The 23,282-nt window shown below is 67.4% G+C and carries 23 protein-coding genes; 9 read left to right on the top strand and 14 right to left on the bottom strand.

What is annotated here, in order from left to right; all coding sequences use genetic code 11:
- Nucleotides 1-49 precede the first annotated feature (49 nt).
- On the top strand, nucleotides 50-952 hold the full coding sequence (locus ACTIF2_RS02575; protein WP_439495449.1) for a LysR family transcriptional regulator: 903 nt from the start codon (nucleotides 50-52) through the stop codon (nucleotides 950-952).
- Nucleotides 953-1,013: 61 nt separating this feature from the next.
- Here the strand turns inward: ACTIF2_RS02575 and ACTIF2_RS02570 are convergent, their stop codons facing one another.
- From ACTIF2_RS02570 to ACTIF2_RS02535, 8 genes are read right to left on the bottom strand one after another with little or no spacing between them, the layout of a single operon-like run.
- Nucleotides 1,014-1,835, bottom strand: a complete 822-nt coding sequence (locus tag ACTIF2_RS02570; RefSeq protein WP_439495448.1) for a polysaccharide deacetylase family protein — start codon at nucleotides 1,833-1,835, stop codon at nucleotides 1,014-1,016.
- Nucleotides 1,836-1,849: 14 nt separating this feature from the next.
- Entirely contained in the window at nucleotides 1,850-2,602 is a 753-nt protein-coding gene (locus ACTIF2_RS02565) for an SDR family NAD(P)-dependent oxidoreductase (RefSeq protein WP_439495447.1), read from the bottom strand.
- The gene (locus ACTIF2_RS02560; protein WP_439495446.1) at nucleotides 2,595-3,371 is read right to left on the bottom strand and encodes an SDR family NAD(P)-dependent oxidoreductase; all 777 of its coding nucleotides are present in this window, start codon (nucleotides 3,369-3,371) and stop codon (nucleotides 2,595-2,597) included. The genes ACTIF2_RS02565 and ACTIF2_RS02560 overlap by 8 nt, the downstream gene beginning before the upstream one ends.
- 47 nt (nucleotides 3,372-3,418) lie before the next feature.
- The gene (locus ACTIF2_RS02555) at nucleotides 3,419-4,135 is read right to left on the bottom strand and encodes an ABC transporter ATP-binding protein (RefSeq protein WP_439495445.1); all 717 of its coding nucleotides are present in this window, start codon (nucleotides 4,133-4,135) and stop codon (nucleotides 3,419-3,421) included.
- Nucleotides 4,122-4,907 carry an ABC transporter ATP-binding protein gene (locus ACTIF2_RS02550; protein WP_439495444.1) on the bottom strand — a complete coding sequence of 262 codons (786 nt, stop codon included), beginning with the start codon at nucleotides 4,905-4,907 and terminating at the stop codon, nucleotides 4,122-4,124. The genes ACTIF2_RS02555 and ACTIF2_RS02550 overlap by 14 nt, the downstream gene beginning before the upstream one ends.
- Nucleotides 4,904-5,839 carry a branched-chain amino acid ABC transporter permease gene (locus tag ACTIF2_RS02545; RefSeq protein ID WP_439495443.1) on the bottom strand — a complete coding sequence of 312 codons (936 nt, stop codon included), beginning with the start codon at nucleotides 5,837-5,839 and terminating at the stop codon, nucleotides 4,904-4,906. Before ACTIF2_RS02545 ends, ACTIF2_RS02550 begins: the two co-directional genes overlap by 4 nt.
- The gene (locus ACTIF2_RS02540; RefSeq protein WP_439495442.1) at nucleotides 5,836-6,726 is read right to left on the bottom strand and encodes a branched-chain amino acid ABC transporter permease; all 891 of its coding nucleotides are present in this window, start codon (nucleotides 6,724-6,726) and stop codon (nucleotides 5,836-5,838) included. The genes ACTIF2_RS02545 and ACTIF2_RS02540 overlap by 4 nt, the downstream gene beginning before the upstream one ends.
- Before the next feature lie 22 nt (nucleotides 6,727-6,748).
- Nucleotides 6,749-7,900 carry an ABC transporter substrate-binding protein gene (locus ACTIF2_RS02535; protein ID WP_439495441.1) on the bottom strand — a complete coding sequence of 384 codons (1,152 nt, stop codon included), beginning with the start codon at nucleotides 7,898-7,900 and terminating at the stop codon, nucleotides 6,749-6,751.
- A 319-nt stretch (nucleotides 7,901-8,219) separates the two neighbouring features.
- Between ACTIF2_RS02535 and ACTIF2_RS02530 the strand changes: the two genes are divergently transcribed.
- Both ACTIF2_RS02530 and ACTIF2_RS02525 read left to right on the top strand, forming a co-directional pair.
- Nucleotides 8,220-10,559 (top strand): penicillin acylase family protein, encoded by a 2,340-nt coding sequence (locus ACTIF2_RS02530; protein WP_439495440.1) that lies wholly within the window; start codon nucleotides 8,220-8,222, stop codon nucleotides 10,557-10,559.
- 29 nt (nucleotides 10,560-10,588) lie between these two features.
- On the top strand, nucleotides 10,589-11,692 hold the full coding sequence (locus tag ACTIF2_RS02525; protein WP_439495439.1) for an NADH:flavin oxidoreductase/NADH oxidase: 1,104 nt from the start codon (nucleotides 10,589-10,591) through the stop codon (nucleotides 11,690-11,692).
- 15 nt (nucleotides 11,693-11,707) lie between these two features.
- Here the strand turns inward: ACTIF2_RS02525 and ACTIF2_RS02520 are convergent, their stop codons facing one another.
- The 5 genes from ACTIF2_RS02520 to ACTIF2_RS02500 all read right to left on the bottom strand — a co-directional run bounded on the left by ACTIF2_RS02520 (nucleotide 11,708) and on the right by ACTIF2_RS02500 (nucleotide 16,620).
- The gene (locus ACTIF2_RS02520; RefSeq protein WP_439495438.1) at nucleotides 11,708-12,484 is read right to left on the bottom strand and encodes an IclR family transcriptional regulator; all 777 of its coding nucleotides are present in this window, start codon (nucleotides 12,482-12,484) and stop codon (nucleotides 11,708-11,710) included.
- Between the two features lie 152 nt (nucleotides 12,485-12,636).
- Entirely contained in the window at nucleotides 12,637-13,905 is a 1,269-nt protein-coding gene (locus tag ACTIF2_RS02515; RefSeq protein ID WP_439495437.1) for an NAD(P)/FAD-dependent oxidoreductase, read from the bottom strand.
- A gap of 21 nt (nucleotides 13,906-13,926) precedes the next feature.
- A complete protein-coding gene (locus ACTIF2_RS02510) occupies nucleotides 13,927-14,250 on the bottom strand; it encodes a 2Fe-2S iron-sulfur cluster-binding protein (RefSeq protein ID WP_439495436.1) in 324 nt (107 codons plus the stop codon).
- A 36-nt stretch (nucleotides 14,251-14,286) separates the two neighbouring features.
- On the bottom strand, nucleotides 14,287-15,510 hold the full coding sequence (locus tag ACTIF2_RS02505; protein WP_439495435.1) for a cytochrome P450: 1,224 nt from the start codon (nucleotides 15,508-15,510) through the stop codon (nucleotides 14,287-14,289).
- A 237-nt stretch (nucleotides 15,511-15,747) separates the two neighbouring features.
- Nucleotides 15,748-16,620, bottom strand: coding sequence for a tetratricopeptide repeat protein (locus tag ACTIF2_RS02500; RefSeq protein WP_439495434.1), 873 nt, complete (start codon nucleotides 16,618-16,620; stop codon nucleotides 15,748-15,750).
- A gap of 125 nt (nucleotides 16,621-16,745) precedes the next feature.
- On the opposite strand from ACTIF2_RS02500, the gene ACTIF2_RS02495 reads away from it, so the two are divergent.
- The 6 genes from ACTIF2_RS02495 (at nucleotide 16,746) to ACTIF2_RS02470 (ending at nucleotide 20,463) form a co-directional block, all read left to right on the top strand.
- Nucleotides 16,746-18,131: a leucyl aminopeptidase family protein gene (locus ACTIF2_RS02495; RefSeq protein WP_439495433.1), complete on the top strand. Its 1,386-nt coding sequence runs from the start codon at nucleotides 16,746-16,748 to the stop codon at nucleotides 18,129-18,131.
- A gap of 81 nt (nucleotides 18,132-18,212) precedes the next feature.
- Nucleotides 18,213-18,566, top strand: a complete 354-nt coding sequence (locus tag ACTIF2_RS02490; protein ID WP_439495432.1) for a MarR family transcriptional regulator — start codon at nucleotides 18,213-18,215, stop codon at nucleotides 18,564-18,566.
- A 5-nt stretch (nucleotides 18,567-18,571) separates the two neighbouring features.
- Nucleotides 18,572-18,925: a hypothetical protein gene (locus tag ACTIF2_RS02485; RefSeq protein WP_439495431.1), complete on the top strand. Its 354-nt coding sequence runs from the start codon at nucleotides 18,572-18,574 to the stop codon at nucleotides 18,923-18,925.
- Between the two features lie 80 nt (nucleotides 18,926-19,005).
- Entirely contained in the window at nucleotides 19,006-19,860 is an 855-nt protein-coding gene (locus ACTIF2_RS02480) for a C40 family peptidase (protein WP_439495430.1), read from the top strand.
- A gap of 68 nt (nucleotides 19,861-19,928) precedes the next feature.
- On the top strand, nucleotides 19,929-20,186 hold the full coding sequence (locus ACTIF2_RS02475; RefSeq protein WP_439495429.1) for a type II toxin-antitoxin system ParD family antitoxin: 258 nt from the start codon (nucleotides 19,929-19,931) through the stop codon (nucleotides 20,184-20,186).
- A complete protein-coding gene (locus ACTIF2_RS02470; protein WP_439495428.1) occupies nucleotides 20,176-20,463 on the top strand; it encodes a type II toxin-antitoxin system RelE/ParE family toxin in 288 nt (95 codons plus the stop codon). The genes ACTIF2_RS02475 and ACTIF2_RS02470 overlap by 11 nt, the downstream gene beginning before the upstream one ends.
- Nucleotides 20,464-20,466: 3 nt before the next feature.
- Here the strand turns inward: ACTIF2_RS02470 and mutS are convergent, their stop codons facing one another.
- The gene (gene mutS, locus ACTIF2_RS02465) at nucleotides 20,467-23,223 is read right to left on the bottom strand and encodes a DNA mismatch repair protein MutS (protein WP_439495427.1); all 2,757 of its coding nucleotides are present in this window, start codon (nucleotides 23,221-23,223) and stop codon (nucleotides 20,467-20,469) included.
- Between the last annotated feature and the right edge of the window lie 59 nt (nucleotides 23,224-23,282).

Below are 23,282 nucleotides of genomic sequence, written 5' to 3'. Positions count from 1 at the left end.
CATAGGGTTGGTTTATGAAGCTTGCGTACATTTTGCGGCGGCTCCCGTCATGAACCTGACCCTGCGCCAACTCGAGATCCTCGTCGCCATCGGCGATACCCTGAGCCTGACGGCCGCCGGAGAGCGGCTCGGCGTCTCGCAACCCTCTGTCAGCGAAACATTGAGACGCGTCGAGGGCGAGCTTGGCTGCAAATTGGTTGATCGGACGACGCGACAGCTTGCCCTGACCTATGAAGGTCAGCATGTCGTGGCCAGCGCGCGCGAGGCGATGCGAAGCCTGGCAGGAACATTCGAGGCCATCGCGAGACGAGGCGACGGAGTGCACGGCCGCCTGGCCATAGCCGCCCTCCCTTCCGTCGTCTGCACCCTGCTTCCGCCGGTGCTGCGCGCGTTCCGTGAACGCTATCCGGGCATCGAGGTCGCGGTGCGCGATAGCTTGCAGGACCGGGCGATGACGATGCTGGAAGATGGAAGCGCCGATCTCGTCATTGCCGGCCGGCCGGCAGGGCAGGGCTCGTTCGTTTTCGAAGAGATTGCGAGCGATCAGCTCACGCTGGTCGTGTCGCGCCGGCATCCACTGTCCGGGCGCAGCAGCGTCGATTGGAGCGAGCTGGCGCAGTTCGACTTCATTGCGATGTCACCGTCGTCCTCTGTCCGGCGTCTCACCGATGCCGGCTTCATCCACGCCAACCTGCCGACCGCGCCGACCTATGAGGTCGATCAGATTTCCTGCGCCGCGGCGCTGGCTGCAGCCGGTCTCGGGGTGACGGCGCTGCCGACGATGACCTTCGCCATGTTCAGCGATGACGAATTGGCCCTGATCCCCCTGGCTGCGCCGACGATCCAGCGCAGCATCGGCATGGCTTGGTTGAAGGATCGCCCCCTCTCGGCAAGCGCGATCAAATTCGTCGCTGTCTTGCGCTCGGCCTGCGCTGACCTTCCGGGCAAATGACCCGATATCTGCGCGAGGCCGCCATCGTGCTCTCGTGCGCCGGCACTGCGCCGCAAAAGGCCTACTCGTATGCGCTGGACCAGGCTTCCGCGACCTCCGTGCCGGTGGCAAACCAGACGTCCGGAAACGTACGAATGAAAGCGATCAGCTCGCGGATGAGCGCGATGCGGCTTGGCCGGCCGCCGAATTGCGGGTGGAAGATGATGTCGTACAGCCCGCCCCAGCGATAGATTTCGCGGAACTCGGCCTTGTAGATCGAGAGCAGGTGCTCGTTGGTGCAGATCGTGCGCGGCGTCTTGGCCGAGAACATCGCATAAGGCGCGTCGTCCAGGCTCCAGTGCCAGGGCAGCTCGATCGGACCCTTGGATCCGTCCTCGAGCACATGGCGGTAGGGGTTGATGTCGTCCATCAGCGAGGAATCGTAGAGGAAGCCGTGCTTCTGCAGCAGCTTGAACAGGCCGGTCGAGACCTCTCCGGCCGGCGAGCGGTAGCCCTTGGGAACGACGCCGACGGTCCGCTTGAGCGCTTCGAGCCCCTTCTCCATCTCCTCGACTTCGCCGGCCGGATCGTCGCTGACCCATTTGTGCGAATAGGAGTGGTGGCCGACCTCATGGCCGTCCTTCAGGATCATCTCGACGCGACCGGTGTGGTTCTCCGCCGTCCAGCCGGGAACGAAGAAGGTCGCCTTGATCTCCTCGTCGCGCAGGGTGTCGAGGATCTTTGGCACACCGACCTTCGCGCCATAGACGCCCTGGCTCAACACGCCGGGACGCGTCGCATTCTCCGGATCGCGCGAGGTCCAGAGCGTCTGGGCATCGAAGTCGAAGGTCAGCATCACGGCGCAGCGGGCGCCGTTCGGCCATTTGACGCTCATGTCGTGCATTTGCATTCTCCTGTTCAAAGCTTGCCATGGCGCGCGGCCAGATAGCCGCCATCGACCGGCAGCACCACACCGGTCACGAAGGCTGCGTCGTCCGAAGCCAGGAAGGCGACCGGCCCGGCGACGTCCGCCGGCTCCCCCATGCGCTCGAGCGGGATCGGCTCGACCACGACGCGCATGTAGAACGGGTTCTCCCGGTGGGCGATCGTCATCGGCGTCTGGATGACGCCGGGCGCCACCGCATTGACGCGGATGCCGTCCGGGCCAAGTTCGCCGGCGAGCTGCCTCGTGAACTGGGCCACGCCCGCCTTTGCGACGGCATAGGCGGTGGTGCCGGGATAACCGGCGAGACCAAAGGTCGAGGAGACGTTGACGATCCGCCCTCCCGGGCGCGGCAGATGCGGCGATATCTCCCTCGTCACCCGCAGCACTGCCGACAGGTTGGTGTCGATCAAGCGCTCGATCAGGGCGTCGTCGGAATCGGCCAGGCGCTTCGAGCCGCCGATGCCGGCATTGTTGACGAGGATGTCGATCCGGCCAAAGGCGGCCAGCGCCGCCTGCGCGATCGTCTCGCCGGCCCCGCGCGCGACGACATCGCAGACCAGGCTCTTCTGGCCCAGTCGCGTCGCCGTGTCGGCGACATCCCTTAGCAGGTCGACGAGCAGGACCTTCGCGCCCTCGGCGACGAAACGCGTCGCGATCGCCTCGCCGATCCCGCGCGCCGCGCCGGTGACGATCGCGACCTGTCCGGTGAAGCGCTTCTCAGGCAACGCGGCCTCCATCGACAGGCAGTGCGACGCCGGTGGTGAAGCCGGCCTGGTCGCTGAGGAGATACATCACGGCGCCGGCGACCTCTTCCGGCGTGCCGAAGCGGTTCATCGGGTGACGCGACTTCTGGAAGGCGGCGCGCGCCGCCTGCGCATCTGCATCGCCGGCCTGCGCGATGGCGCGGTCGTTCATCGGGCTGTCGATCGTGCCGGGACAGACGCAATTGACGCGGATGTTCTCGGTGGCGTGGTTCAGCGCCAGGCTCTTGGTCAGCAGCGTCACCGCGCCCTTGCTCGCCGAATAGGCGGACAGCACGGCCGAGCCCTGCAGGCCCGCCGTCGAGGAGAACAGCACGACGGAGCCGCGCCCGAGCGAGCGCATCTGCGGAATGAAATATTTCGCCGCGAGCCAGCTGCCCTTGACGTTGACGTCGAAGACGAGATCCCATTCCTCCTCGGTCACGTCGATGGCGAGCTTGGAGGGGCCGACGAGGCCGGCCGCCGCGACCAGCAGCTCGACCGGCCCGAGCTCGGCGAGTGCCTTCGCCGCGGCCCGTTCGACATCGGAGGCGCTGGCGGCATTGCCGGCAACCGTGATCGAGCCGGGGCAGAGGCCGGCGGTGACGGCAAGGCCCGCCGCGTCGCGATCGAACAGCAGGAGTTTCGCACCTTCCTTCGCCAGCGCAGCGGCGCTTGCACGCCCCAGCGCGCCGGCCGCGCCCGTCACCGCCGCTACGCGGTCCTTGAACCGTCCTGTTGCCCGTGCGCTCATGATCTTGACCTCGTGGGTGATGGCGGGAACGGCACGGCTCGCAGGCGCTAGTGCTCGCTTCCGCCGAGGTAGAATTCCTGGAGCTCTTCCATGGCGACGCCGTCCCCGACCTCGCGCTCATAGGCGATGCGCCCGCCGCGGATGACGTAGATGTGGTCGGCGATGTCGAGGGCCATGCCGACATTCTGCTCGACCAGCAGGAGCGTCAGGCCGAGATCGCGCAGGCCGAGAATGGCCTCGGCGATCTCCTCGACGATGCGCGGGGCCAATGCGGCCGAGGGCTCGTCGAGCAGCAGCACGGAAGGCCGCGCCATCAGCGAGCGGCCGATCGAGAGCATCTGGCGCTCGCCGCCCGAGAGCATGCCGGCATTGACCTTGCGCCGCTCGCGCAGACGCTTGAAGCGCACGTAGACGGCCTCGAGGTCCTGCGCGATGCCGGCGCGGTCGGAGCGTCGATGATAGGCGCCCATCAGGAGGTTCTCCTCGACGCTCATCGCGGCGAAGACCTCCTTGCCCTGCGGCACGAGCGAGAGCCCCAGCGCCGAGCGCTTCTCGGGTGGAACGTCGTTGACGACCTGGCCGTTGAGCTCGACCTTGCCCTCCTGCACGCTAACGAGACCGACGCAGGCCTTCAGCGTGGTCGATTTGCCGGTGCCGTTGCCGCCGAGCAGGGCGACGAGGCCGCCGCTCGGCACCGTGAGGCTGACGCCGTGCAGGATGCGGGTGCGGCCATAGCCGGCGACGATGTTCTCAAGCCTGAGCACGGCGCTTCCATCCCGATCCGATATAGGCCTCCACCACGACCGGGTCCTTCACCACCGCATCGGGCACGCCTTCGGCGATCTTCTTGCCCGAATCCAGCACGACGACGCGGTCGCAAAGGTCCCGCACCACGCGCATCACGTGCTCGACGAGCAGGATCGAGATGCCGAACTCGTCGCACAGGCGCCGTATCAGGGCGATCAGCTTGTCGACATTGGGGGGCGAGAGGCCGGCGGCCGGCTCGTCGAGCACGAGCAGCGTCGGTTCGCTCATCAGCCCGCGCGCGATCTCGACCATGCGCTGCTGGCCGATCGACATGGCGGTGACGGGGCGCTCCGCGAAATCCTGCAGGTCGAACAAGGCGAGCAGCTCGCGCGCCTTGGCGCGGGCGCGGGCGTCGTCCGCCCGTGCCGGAGCGCGGCCGAGGAAGGAATCGAGCACGCTCGTCTTCATCCGCATGTTGCTGGCGAGTACGAGATTCTGCTCGACGCTGAGCGAGTGGAACAGGCGCAGCATCTGGAAGGAACGGGCCATGCCCGCCCGGGCCCGCCTGTGCAGCGCCATGCGCGAGATGTCGGTGCCGTTGAAGGCGAGCCTGCCCTCGTCGGCCATCATCTCGCCGGAGACGAGATTGACCATGGTCGACTTGCCGGAGCCGTTCGGGCCGATCAGCCCGACGATCTGTCCCTTCTCGACCGCAAGGTCGACCGCATCGACAGCCACCACGCCGCCGAAGCGCTTGGTGATGCCCCTGGCCTCGATGATCCTGCTCATCGGGCGGCCCTCTTGCGCAGCCGGCCGATCACACCCTCCGGCATCAGCGTGATGGCGAGCACGAGCAGGACACCGTAGATCAGCATCTTGTATTCGGCGAACTTGCCCAGCAGTTCGGGCACCAGCACGAGGAAGACGGCGCCGAGGATCGGTCCGACGAAGGTCCCGCGCCCGCCGAGCACCATCATCGCAACCACGGTGGCGGAGATCCAGATCGTATAGTCGTCCGGCGTGACGCCGCGCAGGGCGTGAGCGGTCAGCACGCCGGCCACGCCGGCGAGCGCGGCCGAGGCGATAAAGGCGGAGAGCTTGCCGCGGGTGGTGTCGATACCGACCGCGGCAGCCAGCGTCTCGTCGTCGCGGATCGCGACCCATTCGGAGCCGAGCCGGGAATGGACGAGGCGCCAGGCGACGAGCAGGCAGACCACCGAAACCGCCAGGGTCAGCCAGTAATAGGAGCGCAGCGAGCCGATCTCGATCGTGACGATGCCGAAGAGGTTCAGCGGCGCCGGATTGGCCAGGCTCAGGCCCACCTGCCCGCCGGTGAAGCTCGTCCATTGTGAGATTGTCAAATAGACGATGGTCTGGAAGGCGATGGTCACGATGGCGAGGAAATGCCCCTTGAGCCGGAGCGCCGGAATGCCGAGCAGCAGGCCGAACAGCCCCGCGACGAAGGCGCCGGCCGGCAGGTTGAGCCAGATCGAGCTGCCCAGGTCGCGGTTCAGGATCGCCGCAGTGTAGGCGCCGAGCCCGTAGAAGGCGCCGGTGGCGAAGGAGAACTGGCCGCAATAGCCGGCGACCAGGTCGAGACCGACGGCGAGGATGACGAAGAACAGCATCATCATCAGCACGTTCGTCTCGTAGCCACCGAGCATGAAGGGCGCGAAGGCGAGCGCGACCGTGACGCAAAGACCGACGAGATAAGGCTTCATGAGCGCTCGGCCGCCTTGCCGAAGAGACCCTGCGGCCTGAACAGCAGCACGAGGATGACGATGACGAAGCCGACGATGTCGCGCATGCCGTTGGCGAGATAGGCCGAGGTCAGGGACTCGGTGATGCCGAGCAGAAGGCCGGCGACGGCCGCGCCGGCGACACTACCCATGCCGCCGAGGATGACGACGGTGAAGGCCTTGAGCGCAATCATGTTGCCGACGACCGGATAGACGAAGAAAATCGAGGACATCAGCATGCCGGCGATGCCGGCGAGCCCTGCGCCGACCATGAAGGTCACCACCGCGACCGATTGGACGCGCACGCCGCAGAGCCGCGCGACGGTGGGGTGCTGGGCCATGGCGCGCAGGCTGCGGCCGGTCCAGGTGTATTTCAGCACCACGTAGAGCACGCCGATCAGGATCACCATGGTGAGCGGGATCAGCGTGCGCTGCTGCGGCAGGAAGACGGGCCCGAAATCGGTGGGGATCGAGGACAGGATCGGGATACGCGAGACGTCGAGGTTGAGCCGCTGCGGCTGTGGTCCCATCACCACCAGCGCGGCGTTCTGCAGTGCGACCGCGAGCCCGAAGGAGGAGATGATCGAGTTCGTCGCATCGTGGCTCTTGAGCGGCTTGTGCAGGATCGCCTCGGCCAGGAGCCCGACGACCGCGGCGGCGGCGAGGACCAGCGCGATCGCGGCGAACACCGGAAGCTTGAGCAGCGTGATCGCAAGAATCCCGGCATAGCCGCCGATCATGTAGAACTCGCCATGGGCGAAGTTCACCACGCCGAGGATGCCGAAGATCAGTGTCAGCCCGACCGCGACGAGCACATAGGTCGAGCCCGTTACGACGCCGTTCGCGACGTATTGAAGAAACAGATCCATGATCGCGTCCGGCCGAGCAGGTTCAGAGGTCGAGCCGGCGCTTGCCGTCCTTGATGACTGCGATGAAGTTCAGGAACTTGACGCTGCCCTTCTCGTCGAAGGCTGCGGTCGTGCCCGCCGGCCCCTGCACGATCGGGAAGTCCTTCATCCCGCCCTTCAGCATCTTCTGGATCTCGAGCCCATCCGGCTTGCCGGCGCGGCGCATCGCTTCGATTGCGATGTTCGTCGAGTCGTAGCCGAGCGAGGAGAAGGTGTTGGCGTCGAAGTCGTGCTGCTTGCGCCAGCGCTCTGCAAAGGCTTTGCCGACGGGATTGGGCGTTGAGGCTTCGTACAGGCTGGCGACCGCGAAGCCCTCCGAGGCCGGGCCTGCGAGCTTGATGAAATCGTCCGACAGCATCGAGCCGGAACCGACGAACTGGGCCTTGAGGCCGATCTCGGCTGCCTGGCGCAGGATGTTGGCGCCGTCTCCCGCCCAGCCGCCGATATAGACCGCCTCGGGCTTGAGGCCACGCAGCCGCGTCAGCATCGAGGAAAAGTCCTGCTCGCCGGCGTTGAAGCCGTCTTTCGAGACGATCTGGCCGCCGACGGCGCTCACCACGCGCGTGACCTGTTCGGCGAGGGTGACGCCGTAATTGGTGTTGTCGTGGATGATCGAGACCTTGGTCTTCTTGAACTTCTCGACGATCGCCCTGGCGGTATCCTCGCCCTGCGCGTTGCTGTCGGGCCAGGAGCGGAAGAACCAGGGGTCGCCGGGCGTATTCTGGTCGGTGGCGCCGGCGCCGGTCGAGCCGCCCGAAAGCATCGGCACCTTGTATTCGGCGGCGACTTTCGAGGCGGCGATCGCGACCGCGGAAGCGTAGGTGCCGATGATGAAGGGCACCTTCTCGCGCTCGATCAGGCGGCGCACCGCGGTTACGCCCTTGGTCGAGTTGCTTTCGTCATCCTCCACGACGAGCTCGAGCTTGCGGCCGAAGACGCCGCCCTTCTCGTTCCACTCGGCGACGGCGAACCGGAGGCCCTGGACGATCTGGCGGCCCTCGATGCTCGCCGGGCCGGAGAAGGGCAGCATGCCGCCGATCTTCAACGGTTCGTTGCTCTGCGCGCGGACGATTGCGGGCATGGCAACGGTGGTGCCCATCGCGGCGAGGATTTGACGGCGAGACAACAGCGTCATGATGCAACCCCAAAAGATCGTATCGAACAACGATACTTCTATATCGATAATGTTACGGCTGCCCCGGCCCTGTCAAATGCCGAATGAGGCCCGGGAGCAAAAAAACTCTCCATGGCGCCCAATCTGGCGGCAGCGAACCTCGCCCTTGCCAAATCGCGAGGGAACGCTTCATAAAAGGGATAATCGAGACGATCGTATTGATATACAATACGACACGCCACTATTCGGCCCAGCCTGACGACAGCGCCAGAGGTAGAATTCAATGAACCAGCAGAATCCCGCCGCGGTTCGGGAAGAGATTTCCGTCGAAGGCCTTGGAATGGCCGCGGAGATCGTCATCGACCGTTGGGGCGTTCCCCATCTGCGGGCGGAGTGCAAGGCAGACCTCTTCTTCCTGCAGGGCTTCAACGCTGCACGCGACCGGCTCTGGCAGATCGACCTCTGGCGCAAGCGTGGCCTTGGTCTGCTGGCTCGCGATTTCGGGCCCGGTTACCTCGCCCAGGACCGAGCCTGCCGTGCCTTCCTCTTCCGCGGCGACATGGACAAGGAATGGATCTGCTATGCGCCGGATACGCAGGAGATCGCGACCGCCTTCGTCCGCGGCATCAACGCTTATGTCGAACTGACCGAGCGCGAGCCGGAGCGGCTGCCGCCCGAGTTCGGGATCCTCGGTACGAAGCCGGACGCCTGGGCGCCGGAAGACGTCGTCCGCATCCGCAGCCATGCCTTGACCCGCAACGCGCTGTCCGAAGTGCTGAGGGCGCAGGTCGCGCCGCGCGCCGGAGACGACGCCGATCTGTTGCGCAAATTTCTCGAGCCGGCGCATCGACCGCAGGCCGCTGACGGCATCGACCCGGCCGAGATCCCGCTGGCAGTGCTCGACCTGTTCAAGCTCGCGACCGCGCCGGTGACGTTCGCGGCCGATCGGCTCGACGCCACGATCGGGCAGGCGGAGGGCTGGACGAAGATCAATGACCTGCAGGCGGTCGTCATGGATTCGGAGTGGATCGGTTCGAACAACTGGGCCGTCGCCCCGCATCGCACCGGCACGGGGCGGGCCCTGATGGCGTCCGATCCGCATCGCAACCATTCCGTTCCGGCGCTGCGCTACATCGTCCATCTGACCGCGCCCGGCATCGACGCGATCGGGGCGGGCGAGCCTTGCCTGCCGGGGATTTCCGTCGGGCATAACGACAGGATCGCCTTCTCGCAGACGATCTTCGGTTCGGACCAGGAGGACATCTACGTCTATGAGCTCGATCCCGCCGACCATGGCCGCTATCGCTTCGGCGAAGGCTGGCGCGCGTTCGACGTCCGCGAGGAGCGCTTCGCGGTCAGGGGGGCATCCGATCAGGTCAAGGCGCAGCTCTATTCGCATCACGGCCCGGTGCTCCATGTGGATGCCGTTCGGAACAGGGCCTACGGCATCCGCTCGGTCTGGTTCGAGCCGGGCAGCTCGGCCTATCTGGCGGGGCTCAGCTCGATGCGCGCCGGGAATCCCGATGAATTTCGCGACGCGATAGCGCGCTTCGCCACCCCCTCGCTCAATCATCTCTACGCCGATGTCGACGGCACGATCGCCTGGCTGCCTTTCGGCATGACGCCGAAGCGCCGGAACTGGGACGGGCTTCTGCCCGCGCCGGGTGACGGCCGCTACGAGTGGAACGGCTTCTTCTCGCTCGACGAAATGCCTTCGAAGGTCAATCCGCCCGAAGGTTTCGTCTATTCGGCGAATGAGGCGAACGTTCCGGCGGAGTGGCGCGGCGAGGATGTCGAGATTGGCTATGAATGGCTGGAGAAGAGCCGCGCGCTGCGCATCGCCCAGGTCCTCGAGCGGGACGACAAGCACGGCATCGCTGCGGCGGCCGCGCTTCAGACGGATGTCTTTTCCTGGCCGGCCCTGCGCTTGCGTCCGTTGGTCGAGGCATTGGCCTCGGCGTCCGGCAGCGCGGGCAAGGCGCGCGACCTGCTGCTCGGCTGGGATTGCGAGCTGAAGGCCGATTCGGCGGCCGGCGCGCTGAGCGAGCTCTGGTTCGCGCTGCACCTGAAGCCTGCGCTTTTCGAGCTGCTGGTACCGGACGCCGGCCTGCGCGCGCTGCTTGCGCCGGGCGATGTCGAGGGCATCCTGACGGCGCTCGCGAATCCGGACGGGCGCTTCGGCCCAAAGCCGCGAGAGGCTCGTGATGCGCTGCTGCTGAAGACGCTTGCCGGCGCCTGGGACGACGCTTGCCAAAGGCTCGGTAGCGAGCCCGGGACCTGGAGCTGGGGAGCCCTGCACCATGGCTTCTTCGAGCACGCGCTGTCGCCGGTCGTCGCCCCTGATCAGCGGGACGTGATCGATGTCGGCCCGCTGCCCAAGGGCGGCAGCGCGTCGACCGTGATGCATGCCGCTTATCGGCCGCAGGATTTCCGCGTTGTCACGGGCGCGTCCGTCCGCCTGCTGATGGATGTCGGCAATTGGGACGAGAGCCTGTGCATCAACGCGCCGGGCCAGTCTGGTGACAGCCGCTCGCCGCACTACAGCGATCTCGCGCCGCTCTGGGCGCGTGGAGAGTATGTGCCCTTGCTCTATTCGCGCGACGCGGTGGACGGTGCCGCAATGCGTCGCATTACGCTGCGCCCCACCGGCCGCGACCGGCTGCGCGATGCCGCCGAATGACCAAGCCCCTCCAAAACGATGGATTTGCCATGGCTGCAAAGCTCTTCGAGCCGATTTCACTCGGCCCGCATCGGTTCGCCAACCGTATCGCGGTGGCGCCGATGGCCCAGTACAGCGCCGTTGATGGGGCTGCGACCGACTGGCATCTGATCCATTGGGGCGGGCTTGCCTCTTCCGGCGCCGGGCTCGTCATGATCGAGGCGACGGCGGTCAGTGCGGATGGGCGGGGGACGCCCGGCGACTTGTGCCTGTACGACGACTCGCATGAGGCCGCGCTGAAGCGGGTCGTCGCTGCGGTTTGCACCCAGCTTCCCGCACGCTTCGGTATCCAGCTTTGCCATGCGGGCCGGAAAGGTTCCACGGATGTGCACTGGCTCGGCGGCAGGCCGCTTCCGCGCGCGAATGGCGGCTGGCGCATCGTCGCGCCATCGGCCATTGGCTTTGGCGACTGGCCGGCGCCGGAGGCGATGACCGTTGCCGAGATCGCGCAGCTTGTGGCCGATTTTGCGAAAGCGGCTGCTCGCGCCGCACGCTCCGGCATCGAGGTGATCGAGCTTCACGCCGCTCACGGCTACTTGCTCCATAGCTTTCTGTCGCCGCTCTCGAACCAGAGGACCGACGACTATGGCGGCTCCCTCGTCAATCGCATGCGCCTGCCGCTCGACGTCTTCGACGCGGTGCAAAAGGCGGCTCCCGACGTCACCTTGGGGGTGCGGCTGACCGGTTCGGACTGGATCGAAGGCGGCATCTCGCCAGGCGAGGCGATCGCCTTCGCGACCGCGCTGGCCGAACGGGGCTGCCATTATGTCGATGTCTCCTCCGGAGGGCTCGACCCGCGCCAGAAGATCAGTGTCGGTCCGGGGTACCAGCTCGATTTCGCCGCCGCGGTAAAGCGCGCGGCCGGCATTCCGGTCCGGGCCGTCGGCTTGATCGTCAATGCGCGACAGGCCGAGGACGCCATCGCGGGCGGCAAGGCCGATCTCATCGCGATCGGCCGCAGCCTGCTCGCCAATCCGCGCTGGGTCTGGCAAGCCGCCGCTGAACTCGGGGCGGCCATCGAATTGCCGCCGCCCTATGCCCGCGCCGGTCAGGGTGTCTGGCCGGGCTGGAAGCTGCTCGCCGAGGGCGCATGAGACGAGAACGCGCGCTCAGCCGCTGAGCGCGCGCGCCGCCTCCACCGCCAGCGGCGCAAGTCGCTGGCGGAAATCGGAAATCGTCCATTCGCTCAACGAACCGGCGATATGGACGGCGCCAACGGGCCTCTTGTTGAGGTCGAGCACCGACGCCGCGACCACGATCTCGCCGATCAACGCCTCCTCGGCCGCATAGGAATACTCGTTGGCGCGCGCCTCGTGGATCTTCTCCCAGATCAGCGGGATGTCGGTCAGCGTCTTGCGCGTCAGCGGAATCCGGTCGGACCGCGTGAGAATGTCGTCGACCTCGTCGTCGGGCAAATGGGCGAGACAGGCCCTGCCGCCCGACGAAACGAATGTCGGAATCCGGCGGCCGGGCAAGGTCGCGTAGAAGGTCTCGCGTTTGCTCTGCAGGCGGATCGCGTAGACCGTGCTTGTATCGTCCAGCAGGCTGAGGTCGACGCGCTCGCCGGTGCGCTTGCGCAGCTCGTTCAGCATCGGCGTCGCCCGCTCGACGAGCGGGTTGGATCGCAGATAGTCGAAGGAACGGTCGAGCAGGCGCTTGCCGAGCGTCAATCCGCCGCCTTCGCCCTTTTCGAGATAGCCGCGCGCCAGCAATGTCTGCCCGATGCGTTGCGCCGCGCTCTTGTTGAGGCCCGCCGTCGCCGCGATCTCGCCGAGCGATTTCGGGCGCGGGCTGTCGGCGAAAGCCTCCAGCACATCGAGCGCGCGCGCGACCGACTGGAGGAAGAGGCGCTCGTCAATTCCGGCAATTGCAGAAGGCTTGCTCATTGGTTCGGACATGGGCCTTTGGATAGCGTGCATGCTCGGCGGTAGCGACCACCGCTCGCGTCACGGGGAGCGCTGTCGCGCGGTCAATACAACAATACGCTCATATTGAAAGTGGCAAGCCTTGGCTGGCGCGGATAAGGGCATCGGCTGCTTCAGGCGGGCGCCGGCCCGCAGGTTGCGAGAGCCTTGAGATCGAAGCTTGCAGCCTCGACCTCGGCGAAGGTCATTGGCCCGGGTCTCGCCAGGATCCGCCGCGCCAGCATGGTGTCGGCGGGACGATTGACCGACTCGACGCCGACGAAGACGTCGTTCCGGAACGCCAATAAGGACAGCCGGCGTTCGTCTCGCGAGCCGATCTCGACAGTCCGGTCGGCGCCTGCGACAAGCCCCGCCATTTGCAGCTTCAGGGCGCCCTGGTCTGACCAGAACCACGGCACCGCGCGATAGGGGCGGGGCCTGCCGGCGAGCCTCGCGGCGACGGCGCGGCCCTGATCGATGGCGTTCTGCACCGATTCGATGCGTGTCCGGCAGGCGGCGAAGACGTTGGGATGGCTGGCGCAGTCCCCGATCGCGGAAATCGCCGGATCGGCGGTCTGCAGCATTTCGTCCACGACGATGCCCATCTCCACCGGAAGCCCGGCCGCGGCGGCGAGTTCGTCGTTGGCGACGCCGCCGATGCCGATCAGGACGAGGTCGGCCGGCAGCATTCGGCCGTCATCCAGGTGGACGCGCGCGACCTTGCCGTCCTCACCCTCGAGGCGCGCCACCCGCGCCTTCAGATGCATCGCGACGCCCGCCTGCTCATGCCAGCGCCGGAACAATTCCGACATCGCCGGGCTGACGGCGCGCGCCATCGGCCGTTCGGCCGCTTCGACGACGTCGACCGCCAGGCCGGCCTTGGCTGCGACCGCCGCGAATTCCAGTCCGACGAAACCGGCCCCGATTATCACCGCCCTACGGGCCTGCGTCATCCGGCTGGCGAGGACGGCGGCGTCGGCGATGCTGCGCAGATAGACGACATTGTCCAAGTCCGCCCCCGCGCCGGCCCAGCGCCGTGCGCGAGCCCCCGTCGCCAGGACGAGATGGCCATAGGAATGGTGTTGTCCGTCCGCGAAGAGGAGCGTCCGCTGCGCGCGTTCGATCGCGACCGCGCGCGCATCGCACAGCATGTCGATCCGCAGGTCTTCGAGCAGTTTCCTCGGGCGTAGAACGAGACTTTCCGCCGATGCCGTGCCCATGAGGTAGCCCTTCGACAGCGGCGGGCGCTGGTAAGGCAGGACGGGCTCCTCGCCGATCAGCCGGATCGAGCCGTCGAAGCCCTCCTCCCGCAGCGAGACCGCGGCCTGAAGCCCGGCCTGGCCCGCGCCGAGGATCAGGATGTCGCTATAGCCGCCGGAGCCGGCGAGGGGGGCTCGCATCATGGTTTCGGGTCACCCGGCGGTTCAGATCTGCGCTTCGGGCAGGTGCAGCACCAGCCCGTCGAGAGCGCCCTCGATCGGTATCTGACAGGAGAGCCGGGAATTTTCCTGGCGCTTGACTGCGGTGGCGTCGAGGAGGTCGTTCTCGGCCTCGCTCATCGCAGGCAGTCGATGGAGCCATTCCGGCTCGACGAAGACATGGCAGGTCGCGCAGGTCAGTGAGCCGCCGCACTCGCCGAGGATTCCGTTGACCCGATGCCCCACGGCCGCGAGCATCGCGCTTTCCGCGCTGCCCGCTTCGACGTTGATGCGCTCGCCGTCGGCGCGAATGAAGGTGATGGTTGTCATGGCGGGTGCCTGAGGCCGTCGTTTTCGTCGCGGCTGCTACGCCCGGGTGACGGCGAGCGGCAGCGTTGCGAGGCTGCGGAGATTGTTGTTGAGCGCGCGGGTCGGCTCGCCGGTGAGTTCGAGCTTGGAGACGCGCGAGACGAGCGCCTTGAGCAGCACTTCTCCCTCGAGCCGGGCGATCATCTGGCCGATGCACATGTGCACGCCCGTGCCCAGCGCCAGATGCCCCATGGTCTGCCGCGTGACGTCGAAGCGGTCGGGATTTTCCCATCGCTCCGGATCGCGGTTGGCGGAGGCGAGGATGATCAGGATCTTGGAGTCGTTCTCGACCGTGACCCCGTCGATCTCGACCTCGCGCATCGTTTGCCGGCAGACGTTCTGGATCGGTGTCTCCAGCCGCATCGCCTCGTCGAGCGCGCCCCTGATCCGGGCAGGATCCTCGCGCAGCAACTGCCATTGCGCGGGATCCTTCGCGAGGTACCACAGCGCTGCGGAGATCATGCTGGAGGTGGTGTCCAGCCCGCCGCGCAGGAATGAGCGAACCAGCAGCGGCGCCGTTTCCGGCTCGATCTCGCCGGCATCCGCCGCCTGGAATATCTTCTCGCCGAAGCCGCCGGGCAGCATCGCCTCGCGCTTCATGCTGTCGAGATACCAGTCCCAGATCGAGTCGGCCTTGCGCTGCGTCGCCTCGTAGCGCTCGTTCCGAGGCCCCTGTCCGTCGAAGTTGAGCGCGCCGAGCAGGAACAGGTTTTCGCGGCGCTGCGGAGAATCCGCCAAGCCGAGCGCGGTTGGAAAGGTGGTCGCGACGAATGTCTCGGCGAAGTCTCGCACCCCGCAGAACGAGCCTCGCGCCGCAACCTCGTCCGCGAGACGCTCGGCCTCGATCTCGAAATCCTGGCGCCACTGCCGGATCACGGCAGGCGACAGGATGCGCTGCAGCGCGGTGCGGACCTGCGTGTGCTGCGGCGGATCGACCTCGACGATCGGGCTGCCCGGCCGCCATGCGCCCGGCTTGCGGATATCGGCAAGGCCGGAGCCGCCGGTCGAGGAGAAGCTCTCCCAATCCTTGAGCACCGGCATGATGTCCTTGTGCCGGCCCATCACGTGGACGCCGTACTTCGACAACCACCCGACCGGTCCTGCAGCCCGCAGCGCGGCATGCATCTCGAAGGGATTTTCCAGAACCTCGTCCGCATAGGGGTCGAGATCGAGCACGGGTGCCGTCCGTCCGGAGGCTTGGGTGGAAGCGAGATCGGACATGGAGCTTCCTTCTCGGCGGGCTAGAGACTACGGATGAAGGGCGTATCGTTTGTCGATACGATGATATCGATAAGAATGCGGGCGCCATTGTCGGCTGTCAATGCGGGATCGCGCATCGGCTTCGAAAATGCGGCCCTGCTCCACGCGTCGAAGCGAAAAGGGCCGAAGCGGCTGCTTCTGCCCTTTTCATTCGGATGTGCCTGGCCGCTCGGGCCAGGTCTGCGCAGACGCTGCGCTTTATCCTTGTGGAGGGTCCTGCGGCGGAGTGGCGGCCGGGCGGGACGCGACGGCCTTGCCCTTGTTGCCCTTGAGCATGTCCCAGCTATTGGTCTGGCTGACGCTGCGTTTCAGATAGGCGATGGTCGCTGCCGCCTCGGTCGGTCCCTGGTCCTGCCGAGCCAGTTGCTCGGCTTCGCCGAACCGGCCTTGCAGGCCGAGGATCAGCACCAGGTTCTGCCGGACCCGCGCATCCGCGCGCCCCGAGTTCGTTGCTTCGCGCAACACCTTCTCGGCCTCGGGCAGGCGCTTGGAGAGCGCGAGCGAGAGGCCGAGATTGGACATCACGGTCGGTTCGCCCGGCGCCAGCCTGAGTGCGGTCTCGTAGATCTTCTGGGCGCGGGCATGCTCGCCGAGTTGGTCGGCGACGGTGCCTTGCGCGGAGAGGATGCGCCAGTCCGGGCGCTCCGGCGAATGTGCGCGCGCCAGCACCTCGTCGGCCTCCTTCAGCCGGCCGTTATCGGCGAGCGAGCGGCCATAGGCGCCGAGCATCTCGCGATCCTCGCTATGGGTGAGGACGGCGTTCTGCAGCACGGCGAGCGCCTGCGCGTTCTGGTCGAGCGCGCGCAGCGCGCGGGCATAATAGAAGGCGGCGTTGCGGTCCTTCTGGTTCGCATCGTAGCGCTTGCCCCATTGGTCGGCCTCGCTGCGCCATTGCGCCGGGCCGCGCGGCTGGCTCACTGCGGGCTTGCCGATCGAGCCGGTGATGTCGCCGAGCCCGCCGCTGCTCTGGCAGCCGGCAAGGGCCAGCGCTCCGAGACAGATCGCGGCAAGAAGTGCGGGACGGAGCGCCACGCCGGGGCGGGCGGGGCGCGGTGTCAGGCAGTGAGACATGGGCCGGATCGCCTCGCTCCATTGGAAAACCTGGTCGCTCCGGTGATAAAACGTTAACCCTAATGCTTCCTTAACCGGCCGCTTCCAGCCGGCTTTCCCACTCCCTCCTGAACGGGTCTTCCACCGTGCACAGCTTGCTCCTTGCCTCCGCGCCTGCCGCCATTCCGATCCATGTGGTCTCGAAGACGGGATGGCCGGCGCTGGCGGAGCGGCTGGCGCCCGAGGCCGGGCGATTTGCCTCGGCGCAGGGCTTCGCGGCACGGCCCGGGCAGCATCTCGTCCTGCCCGATGCCTCGGGCGCGCTCGCTGCCGTCCTGCTCGGCGTCGAGCCCGCCAGCGCGCGCCGGCGCGACCCCTTTGCGCCCGGCCGGCTCGCCGCCCTGCTGCCCGAGGGCGATTACAGGCTCGAGGGCGAGATCGACGATTTCGGCCTCGCCGCGCTCGGCTGGCTGCTCCAGGCCTACCGCTTCGAGCGCTATCGCAAGCCGCAGCCCGCCAGGGCGCGCCTCCTCCTGCCGGAGGGCATCGATGGCGAGGAGCTGAGCGTTCTCGCGAGTTCGGTCGCTCTTGCCCGCGACCTCGTCAACACGCCGGCCAGCGATCTCGGCCCGGCCGAGATCGAGGCCGCGATCCGCCAGCTCGGCCAGGATTGCGGCGCGACCGTCGTCAGTATCGTCGGCGACGACCTGCTCGAGCGCGGCTTCCCGATGGTTCATGCCGTCGGCCGCGCCTCGCCGCGCGCGCCGCGCCTGATCGATCTGGTCTGGGGCGACCCGTCCCATCCCAAGGTCACACTGGTCGGCAAGGGCGTCGCCTTCGACACCGGCGGGCTCAACCTCAAGACCGATGCCGGCATGCTGCTGATGAAGAAGGATATGGGCGGCGCGGCGGCGGCGATTGCCGCGGCGCGCATGATCATGCTGGGCAAGCTGCCGGTGCGGCTGCGCCTCATCGTGCCGGCGGTCGAGAACGCCGTCTCGGGCGCCTCCTTCCGTCCGGGTGACGTGCTGGCGAGCCGCAAGGGTCTCAATGTCGAGATCGGCAATACGGATGCCGAGGGACGCCTCGTCCTGGCCGACGCGCTGGCCTTGGCCGACGAGGAAGCGCCGGAGCTGCTGATCGACTACGCCACCTTGACCGGCGCCGCCCGCGTCGCGCTCGGTCCCGACCTGCCACCTTTCTATACCCATGACGAGGGACTGGCCGCCGAGATCGCTCGTCAGGCCATGGCGGTGAACGACCCTGTCTGGCGCATGCCGCTCTGGCCCGCCTATGACGGACTGCTCGATTCCAAGGTCGCCGACCTCAACCATGTCTCCGGCGGCTCCTTCGCCGGCTCGGTCACGGCAGCGCTCTTCCTCAACCGCTTCGTCGAGAAAAGCGCCTCCTACGCCCATTTCGACATCTATGCCTGGAATCCGACAGCCAAGCCGGGCCGGCCCGAAGGCGGCGAATGCCAGGCCGCCCGGCTGACCTACGCGCTCGTCAGGCAGCTTTACCCTGTCGGTTAAGCGTCTTGCGCGAAGGCGATTGCGCAGTTCGAGCGCGGCGATAATGATACGGACCCGTAACGATCGGGGTCGGTTTCAGTCATGGCGTTGGAGATCAGGCCCTCGCAGGCGCTCAGGCTCTGGCGGCAGGTGCATCTCGACCTGGTGCGCGACGGGCAGGCCGATCTCTCGGCCCGCCAGACCGCGATCCTGCTGACGATCTATCTCGAACTGCCGCCCCATACCGTGCGCGGCCTCGCCCAGCAGCTCGGCGTCACCAAGCCGGTGATCACCCGGGCGCTGGACACCATGGGCAAGCTCGGCCTCGTCACCCGCCGGCGCGACGAGTTCGACAAGCGCAATGTCGTGATCCAGCGCACCGTGGCAGGCGCGCTGGCGGTGGAGCGGCTGGCGGATATGATCACGCAGCACACGCGCGAACTGAGCGGAATCTAACGACCATGTCACTTGCCGATCTCACGCCGCGCGAATGGATCACTGTGGCCGCTGTTGTTGCTGCCGCCGTGGCTCTGCTGACGACCGTCCCGTGGCAGTATCAGCATTCGGCTTGCACCACGAAGGTCGTCGAGACGCGAACGGCCCTGGCGCGGTCGAACGACGAGATGCAAGCAGCCGAGGCGGCAGGCCAGACCGCAAAATGCTCCGCTTGGCGAAAGCGTGCCGATATCCTCAAGGAGGTCGCCGTCGTCGCCGGCACATGCGGCCCGCCTCAGCAGACCAGAGGTGCGGCGCGACCACAGTTCGACTCGGAGCTGGGTTTCTATCGACGCCTCGTCGCGGAGCAGTGCGGCTGACCGCAGGGACCTGCGAAGAGAGCCCAAGGGTCGCCCAAAACCACGCAGGATTTCCGGCCCGGATAGGTTAGGTTGCCGCCATGAGCACGATTCTCGACCGCCGCCTGACCCCCGCCCGTCCCGACCTTGCCGCCCGCCATCTGATCGGACAGGTCGAGGCGCGCGCCTTCGCAGACCCGGTGGCGATGCGCGTTGTCGCGCCCTCGGCGCCGTTGCGCCGCGAGCCGCGCCCGGACGCTGCGCTCGACACCGAAGCGCTCGCCGGCGAAAGCGTGCAGATCTACGAGCAGCATGAAGGCTGGGCCTGGGGCCAGCTCACCAGCGACGGCTATGTCGGCTACCTGCCCGACGACGCCCTGCGGCTCGATGCGCCCGCCCCGACGCATCGCGTCTCGGCGCTGCGGAGCTTCGTCTATCCCGGCGCCTCGATCAAACTGCCGCCGCTCGCCGCGCTCTCGCTTGGCGCCGGCGTGGCCGTGGCTGGCGAAGCCGGCGATTTTCTCGTGCTCGCCGATGGCGGTCATGTCTTCGCGCCGCATCTTAAGCCCCTCGACAAGGTCGAGGCCGATTTCGTCGCCGTCGCCGAGCGCTTCGAGCACGTGCCCTATCTCTGGGGCGGCAAGACCAGCCTCGGGCTCGACTGCTCGGGCCTGACCCAATTGGCGCTCGCCGCCGCCGGCATCGCCTCGCCGCGTGATTCCGACATGCTGGAGGCGATCGGCGCGCCTGTCGGGTTCGACGACAGTCTCGCCGGGCTAAAGCGCGGCGATCTCGTCTTCTGGAAGGGCCATGTCGGGATCATGACCGACGCCGAAACCCTGCTGCACGCCACGGCCTATACGATGAGCGTGTTCCGCGAGCCGCTGCGCGCGGCGCGCGACCGCATCCAGGCGAAGAGTTTTGGCGCGATCACGAGCATCCGCCGGCCGGTCTGAAAGCGGGCTCTCGTCCAATGGCAATCTTTGTCAAATTATGTCATGCTATCGCGTGAAAGGAATGCGCGATGGCGACGATGAACGTGTCCTTGCCGGGCCCGATGAAGGACTGGGTCGAAGAGCAGACGAAAGGCGGCCGATATGGCAATGCCAGCGACTATGTGCGCGATCTGATCCGCCGCGACCAGGATCGGCAGGGGAAGATTGCCGAGTTTCAGCGGCTGGTCGACGACGGGCGGGCAAGCGGTATCAGTACGCGAACACTGACCGAGATCAGGGAGGCGGCGCGCAAGCGAGCGCGGGAACTGGGCGTCGATGGCGCTTAGGCTGACGGCCGCCGCGGATCGCGACCTGGAGGACATCTACGTTTATGGGGCGCTGGGCTTTGGGCTCACCCAGGCCGAACGCTATGTCGACGGCCTTTACGGGTGTCTCGAATTGCTCGCCACGGCGCCGCGCATGGGGCGCGAGCGAACCGAAATCGTCAAGCCCGTATGGGTCCACCCGCACCGAAGCCATCTCGTGGTCTACGAGATCAAAGGCGGCGACGTGCTGGTGCTGCGCATCCTGCACCAGCGCAGCGATTGGGAGCATGCGCTCTGAGGCTCACGCCAACCCCTTCAGCCGATACAGCGCCTCCAGCGCGGCGCGCGGCGTCATCTCGTCGAGGTCGAGTTCCGCGAACGCCTCGCGCAAGGCGTCCGGCGCTTCGGGTTCGGCGGCGGCGGCGGCAGGGGCCGCGCGCCTGACGGGCGCGGCGAACAGCGGCAGGTCGTCGACCAGCGAGGCCACGGGCTTTTCGCGCTCGGTCTTTTCCAGCTCGGTGAGGATCGCGCGCGCGCGCTCGACCACCGCCGGCGGCAGGCCGGCGAGCTTGGCGACCTGGATGCCGTAGGAGCGGTCGGCCGCGCCGGGCACGACCTCATGCAGGAAGACCACCTCGCCATTCCATTCGGTGACGCGCACGGTGGCATTGGCGACGCGCGCCAGCCGGTCCCCGAGCGCGGTCAGCTCGTGATAGTGCGTCGCGAACAGCGAGCGGCAGCGATTGACCTCGTGCAGGTGCTCGATCGCCGCCCAGGCGATCGAGAGCCCGTCGAAGGTCGCCGTGCCGCGGCCGATCTCGTCGAGGATGACGAGCGCGCGCGGACCGGCCTGGTTGAGGATGGCGGCGGTCTCGACCATCTCGACCATGAAGGTCGAGCGCCCGCGTGCCAGGTCGTCGGCCGCGCCGACGCGCGAGAACAGCCGGTCGACGATGCCGATATGGGCGCTCGCTGCGGGCACATAGGAACCCATTTGCGCCAGCACTGCGATCAGTGCGTTCTGGCGCAGGAAGGTCGATTTACCGGCCATGTTCGGGCCGGTGATCAGGCAGATGCGGCCGCCGTCAGTCGCGGCGCCCGGCGCCGAGAGCTCGCTGTCATTGGCGACGAAGGGCTTGCCGTCGCGCTTCAGCGCTGCCTCGACCACCGGATGGCGCCCAGCCTTGATCATGAAAGCCGCGCCGTCGTCGACCAGCGGCCGTGTCCAGCCCTCGCTCGCGGCGAGTTCGGCCAGCGCAGCGGCAACGTCGATCTCGGCCAGTGCCAGCGCGGCGGCCTTGATCGGCTCGGCTTCCGCCAGCACGGCTGCGCTGAGCGTCGCGAAGACTGATAATTCCAGCTTCAGCGCCCGGTCCGCGGCCGAGGCGATCTTGGCTTCGAGCTCGCCGAGCTCGACCGAGGAGAAGCGCATCGCGTCCGACATGGTCTGGCGATGCACGAAGGTGGCGCGCCAGGGCTCCTTCAGGAAATCCTCGCCGGCAGCCTGCGGCACCTCGACGAAATAGCCGAGCATGGAATTATGCTTGATCCGCAGGGTCCGGCAGCCGGTCTCGGCCGCATAGCGCGCCTGGAGCTGGGCGATGACCTTGCGCGAATCGACCTGGAGCAGGCGCAGCTCGTCGAGCGCCGGGTCGAAGCCGTCGCGCACGAAGCGCCCGTCGCGGCGGTTCAGCGGCAATTCGTCGGCCAGCGCTTCGGTCAGCCGGGCGGGCAGGGTGGGATCGGTGGCGGCCAGTGTCCGCCCGGCCTGCACCAGCCCGCCCGGAAGATCGTACTGGCCCGCCAGCCTCTGCGCGATCGCGCGCGCCGCCGTCAGCCCGGCGCCGAGGGCGGTGAGGTCGCGCGGGCCGCCGCGATCGAGCGAGAGCCGGGCCAGGGCGCGCGCGATGTCGGGTACCTGGTCGAGCTCGCGGCGCAGCTCCTCGCGCAGCGTCGCGTCGCCGTACAGCACCGCTACGGCATCGTGCCGCGTCGCGATCGCCTCCGGGTCGGTCAGCGGCCCAGCCATGCGCTCGGCGAGCAGCCGCGCGCCTCCGGGCGTCACCGTGCGGTCGATGCAGGAGAGCAGGCTGCCATTGCGCTCGCCCGACAGCGTGCGCGTCAGCTCGAGATTGGCGCGCGTCGCGGCGTCGATCAGCATGGTCGCGCCGCCGGCGTCGCGCACCGGCGGCGACAGCGGCGGACGGGCGCCGAACTGGGTGCGCTCGACATAGGCCAGCGCCGCGCCGGCCGCCGCGATCTCGGCGCGCGAGAAGGCGCCGAAGGCGTCGAGCGTCGCAACGCCGAAGAATTCCTTGAGCCGGCGTTCGGCTGAGGCGGCGTCGAGCCCCTCGCGCGCCAGCGGCGTCACCGGCATGCCGAGCTCGCGCCAGAATTCCTTCAGCTCCGGGTCGTCATGGATCGCCTCCGGACAAACGATCTCGCGCGGCTCCAGCCGCGCGAACTCGACGGCGAGCCGCTCGACGGGACATTCGACGACGGTGAAGCGCCCGGTCGAGATATCGACCGCCGCAAGCCCGTACATGGCGCTGGCGTCGTTGAGCTTGCGCCGCGCCACGGCGACCAGAAGGCTGGCGCGGCCGGGATCGAGCAGCCGCTCCTCGGTGATCGTGCCGGGCGTGACCAGCCGCACGACATCGCGCTGGACCACCGACTTGGCGCCGCGCTTCTTCGCCTCGGCCGGGTCTTCCGTCTGTTCGCAGACCGCGACGCGATGGCCGGCGCCGATCAGGCGCTGGAGATAGTCGTCGGCCCGGTCGACCGGCACGCCGCACATCGGGATGTCGTCGCCGAGATGCTTGCCGCGCTTGGTCAGCACGATGCCGAGCGTGCGCGATGCGATCTCGGCGTCGCGGAAGAACAATTCGTAGAAATCGCCCATCCGGTAGAACAGCAGGCAGTCCGGATTGGCCGCTTTGATCTCGACATATTGCGCCATCATCGGCGTGACCCGGGCGGCATCGGCCGGAGCGGGCGCCTTCACGGTGGAAAGCGGCGCGGCGAGGGCGGTCGGGGAATGGGGATCATCATGGCGCATGGCCGGCGGACGCTATCAAAATCCGCGCCCGCCGCCATCCGTTAGGAAGACTTTCAACA

Origin of the sequence: Allobosea sp., assembly GCF_051860145.1 — a bacterium.
Classification (GTDB): domain Bacteria; phylum Pseudomonadota; class Alphaproteobacteria; order Rhizobiales; family Beijerinckiaceae; genus Allobosea.
The sequence above is the reverse complement of the archived record's forward strand: the minus strand, read 5'-3'. Positions and strand labels throughout refer to the sequence as shown.

Coding starts and splice junctions, on each gene's coding strand:
- ACTIF2_RS02575 (WP_439495449.1), top strand. CDS start 50: ATGAACCTGACCCTGCGCCAACTCGAGATCCTCGTCGCCATCGGCGAT.
- ACTIF2_RS02570 (WP_439495448.1), bottom strand. CDS start 1,835: ATGCACGACATGAGCGTCAAATGGCCGAACGGCGCCCGCTGCGCCGTG.
- ACTIF2_RS02560 (WP_439495446.1), bottom strand. CDS start 3,371: ATGAGCGCACGGGCAACAGGACGGTTCAAGGACCGCGTAGCGGCGGTG.
- ACTIF2_RS02550 (WP_439495444.1), bottom strand. CDS start 4,907: ATGAGCAGGATCATCGAGGCCAGGGGCATCACCAAGCGCTTCGGCGGC.
- ACTIF2_RS02545 (WP_439495443.1), bottom strand. CDS start 5,839: ATGAAGCCTTATCTCGTCGGTCTTTGCGTCACGGTCGCGCTCGCCTTC.
- ACTIF2_RS02540 (WP_439495442.1), bottom strand. CDS start 6,726: ATGGATCTGTTTCTTCAATACGTCGCGAACGGCGTCGTAACGGGCTCG.
- ACTIF2_RS02535 (WP_439495441.1), bottom strand. CDS start 7,900: ATGACGCTGTTGTCTCGCCGTCAAATCCTCGCCGCGATGGGCACCACC.
- ACTIF2_RS02530 (WP_439495440.1), top strand. CDS start 8,220: ATGGCCGCGGAGATCGTCATCGACCGTTGGGGCGTTCCCCATCTGCGG.
- ACTIF2_RS02525 (WP_439495439.1), top strand. CDS start 10,589: ATGGCTGCAAAGCTCTTCGAGCCGATTTCACTCGGCCCGCATCGGTTC.
- ACTIF2_RS02520 (WP_439495438.1), bottom strand. CDS start 12,484: ATGAGCAAGCCTTCTGCAATTGCCGGAATTGACGAGCGCCTCTTCCTC.
- ACTIF2_RS02515 (WP_439495437.1), bottom strand. CDS start 13,905: ATGATGCGAGCCCCCCTCGCCGGCTCCGGCGGCTATAGCGACATCCTG.
- ACTIF2_RS02510 (WP_439495436.1), bottom strand. CDS start 14,250: ATGACAACCATCACCTTCATTCGCGCCGACGGCGAGCGCATCAACGTC.
- ACTIF2_RS02505 (WP_439495435.1), bottom strand. CDS start 15,510: ATGTCCGATCTCGCTTCCACCCAAGCCTCCGGACGGACGGCACCCGTG.
- ACTIF2_RS02500 (WP_439495434.1), bottom strand. CDS start 16,620: ATGTCTCACTGCCTGACACCGCGCCCCGCCCGCCCCGGCGTGGCGCTC.
- ACTIF2_RS02490 (WP_439495432.1), top strand. CDS start 18,213: ATGGCGTTGGAGATCAGGCCCTCGCAGGCGCTCAGGCTCTGGCGGCAG.
- ACTIF2_RS02485 (WP_439495431.1), top strand. CDS start 18,572: ATGTCACTTGCCGATCTCACGCCGCGCGAATGGATCACTGTGGCCGCT.
- ACTIF2_RS02480 (WP_439495430.1), top strand. CDS start 19,006: ATGAGCACGATTCTCGACCGCCGCCTGACCCCCGCCCGTCCCGACCTT.
- ACTIF2_RS02475 (WP_439495429.1), top strand. CDS start 19,929: ATGGCGACGATGAACGTGTCCTTGCCGGGCCCGATGAAGGACTGGGTC.
- ACTIF2_RS02470 (WP_439495428.1), top strand. CDS start 20,176: ATGGCGCTTAGGCTGACGGCCGCCGCGGATCGCGACCTGGAGGACATC.
- mutS (WP_439495427.1), bottom strand. CDS start 23,223: ATGCGCCATGATGATCCCCATTCCCCGACCGCCCTCGCCGCGCCGCTT.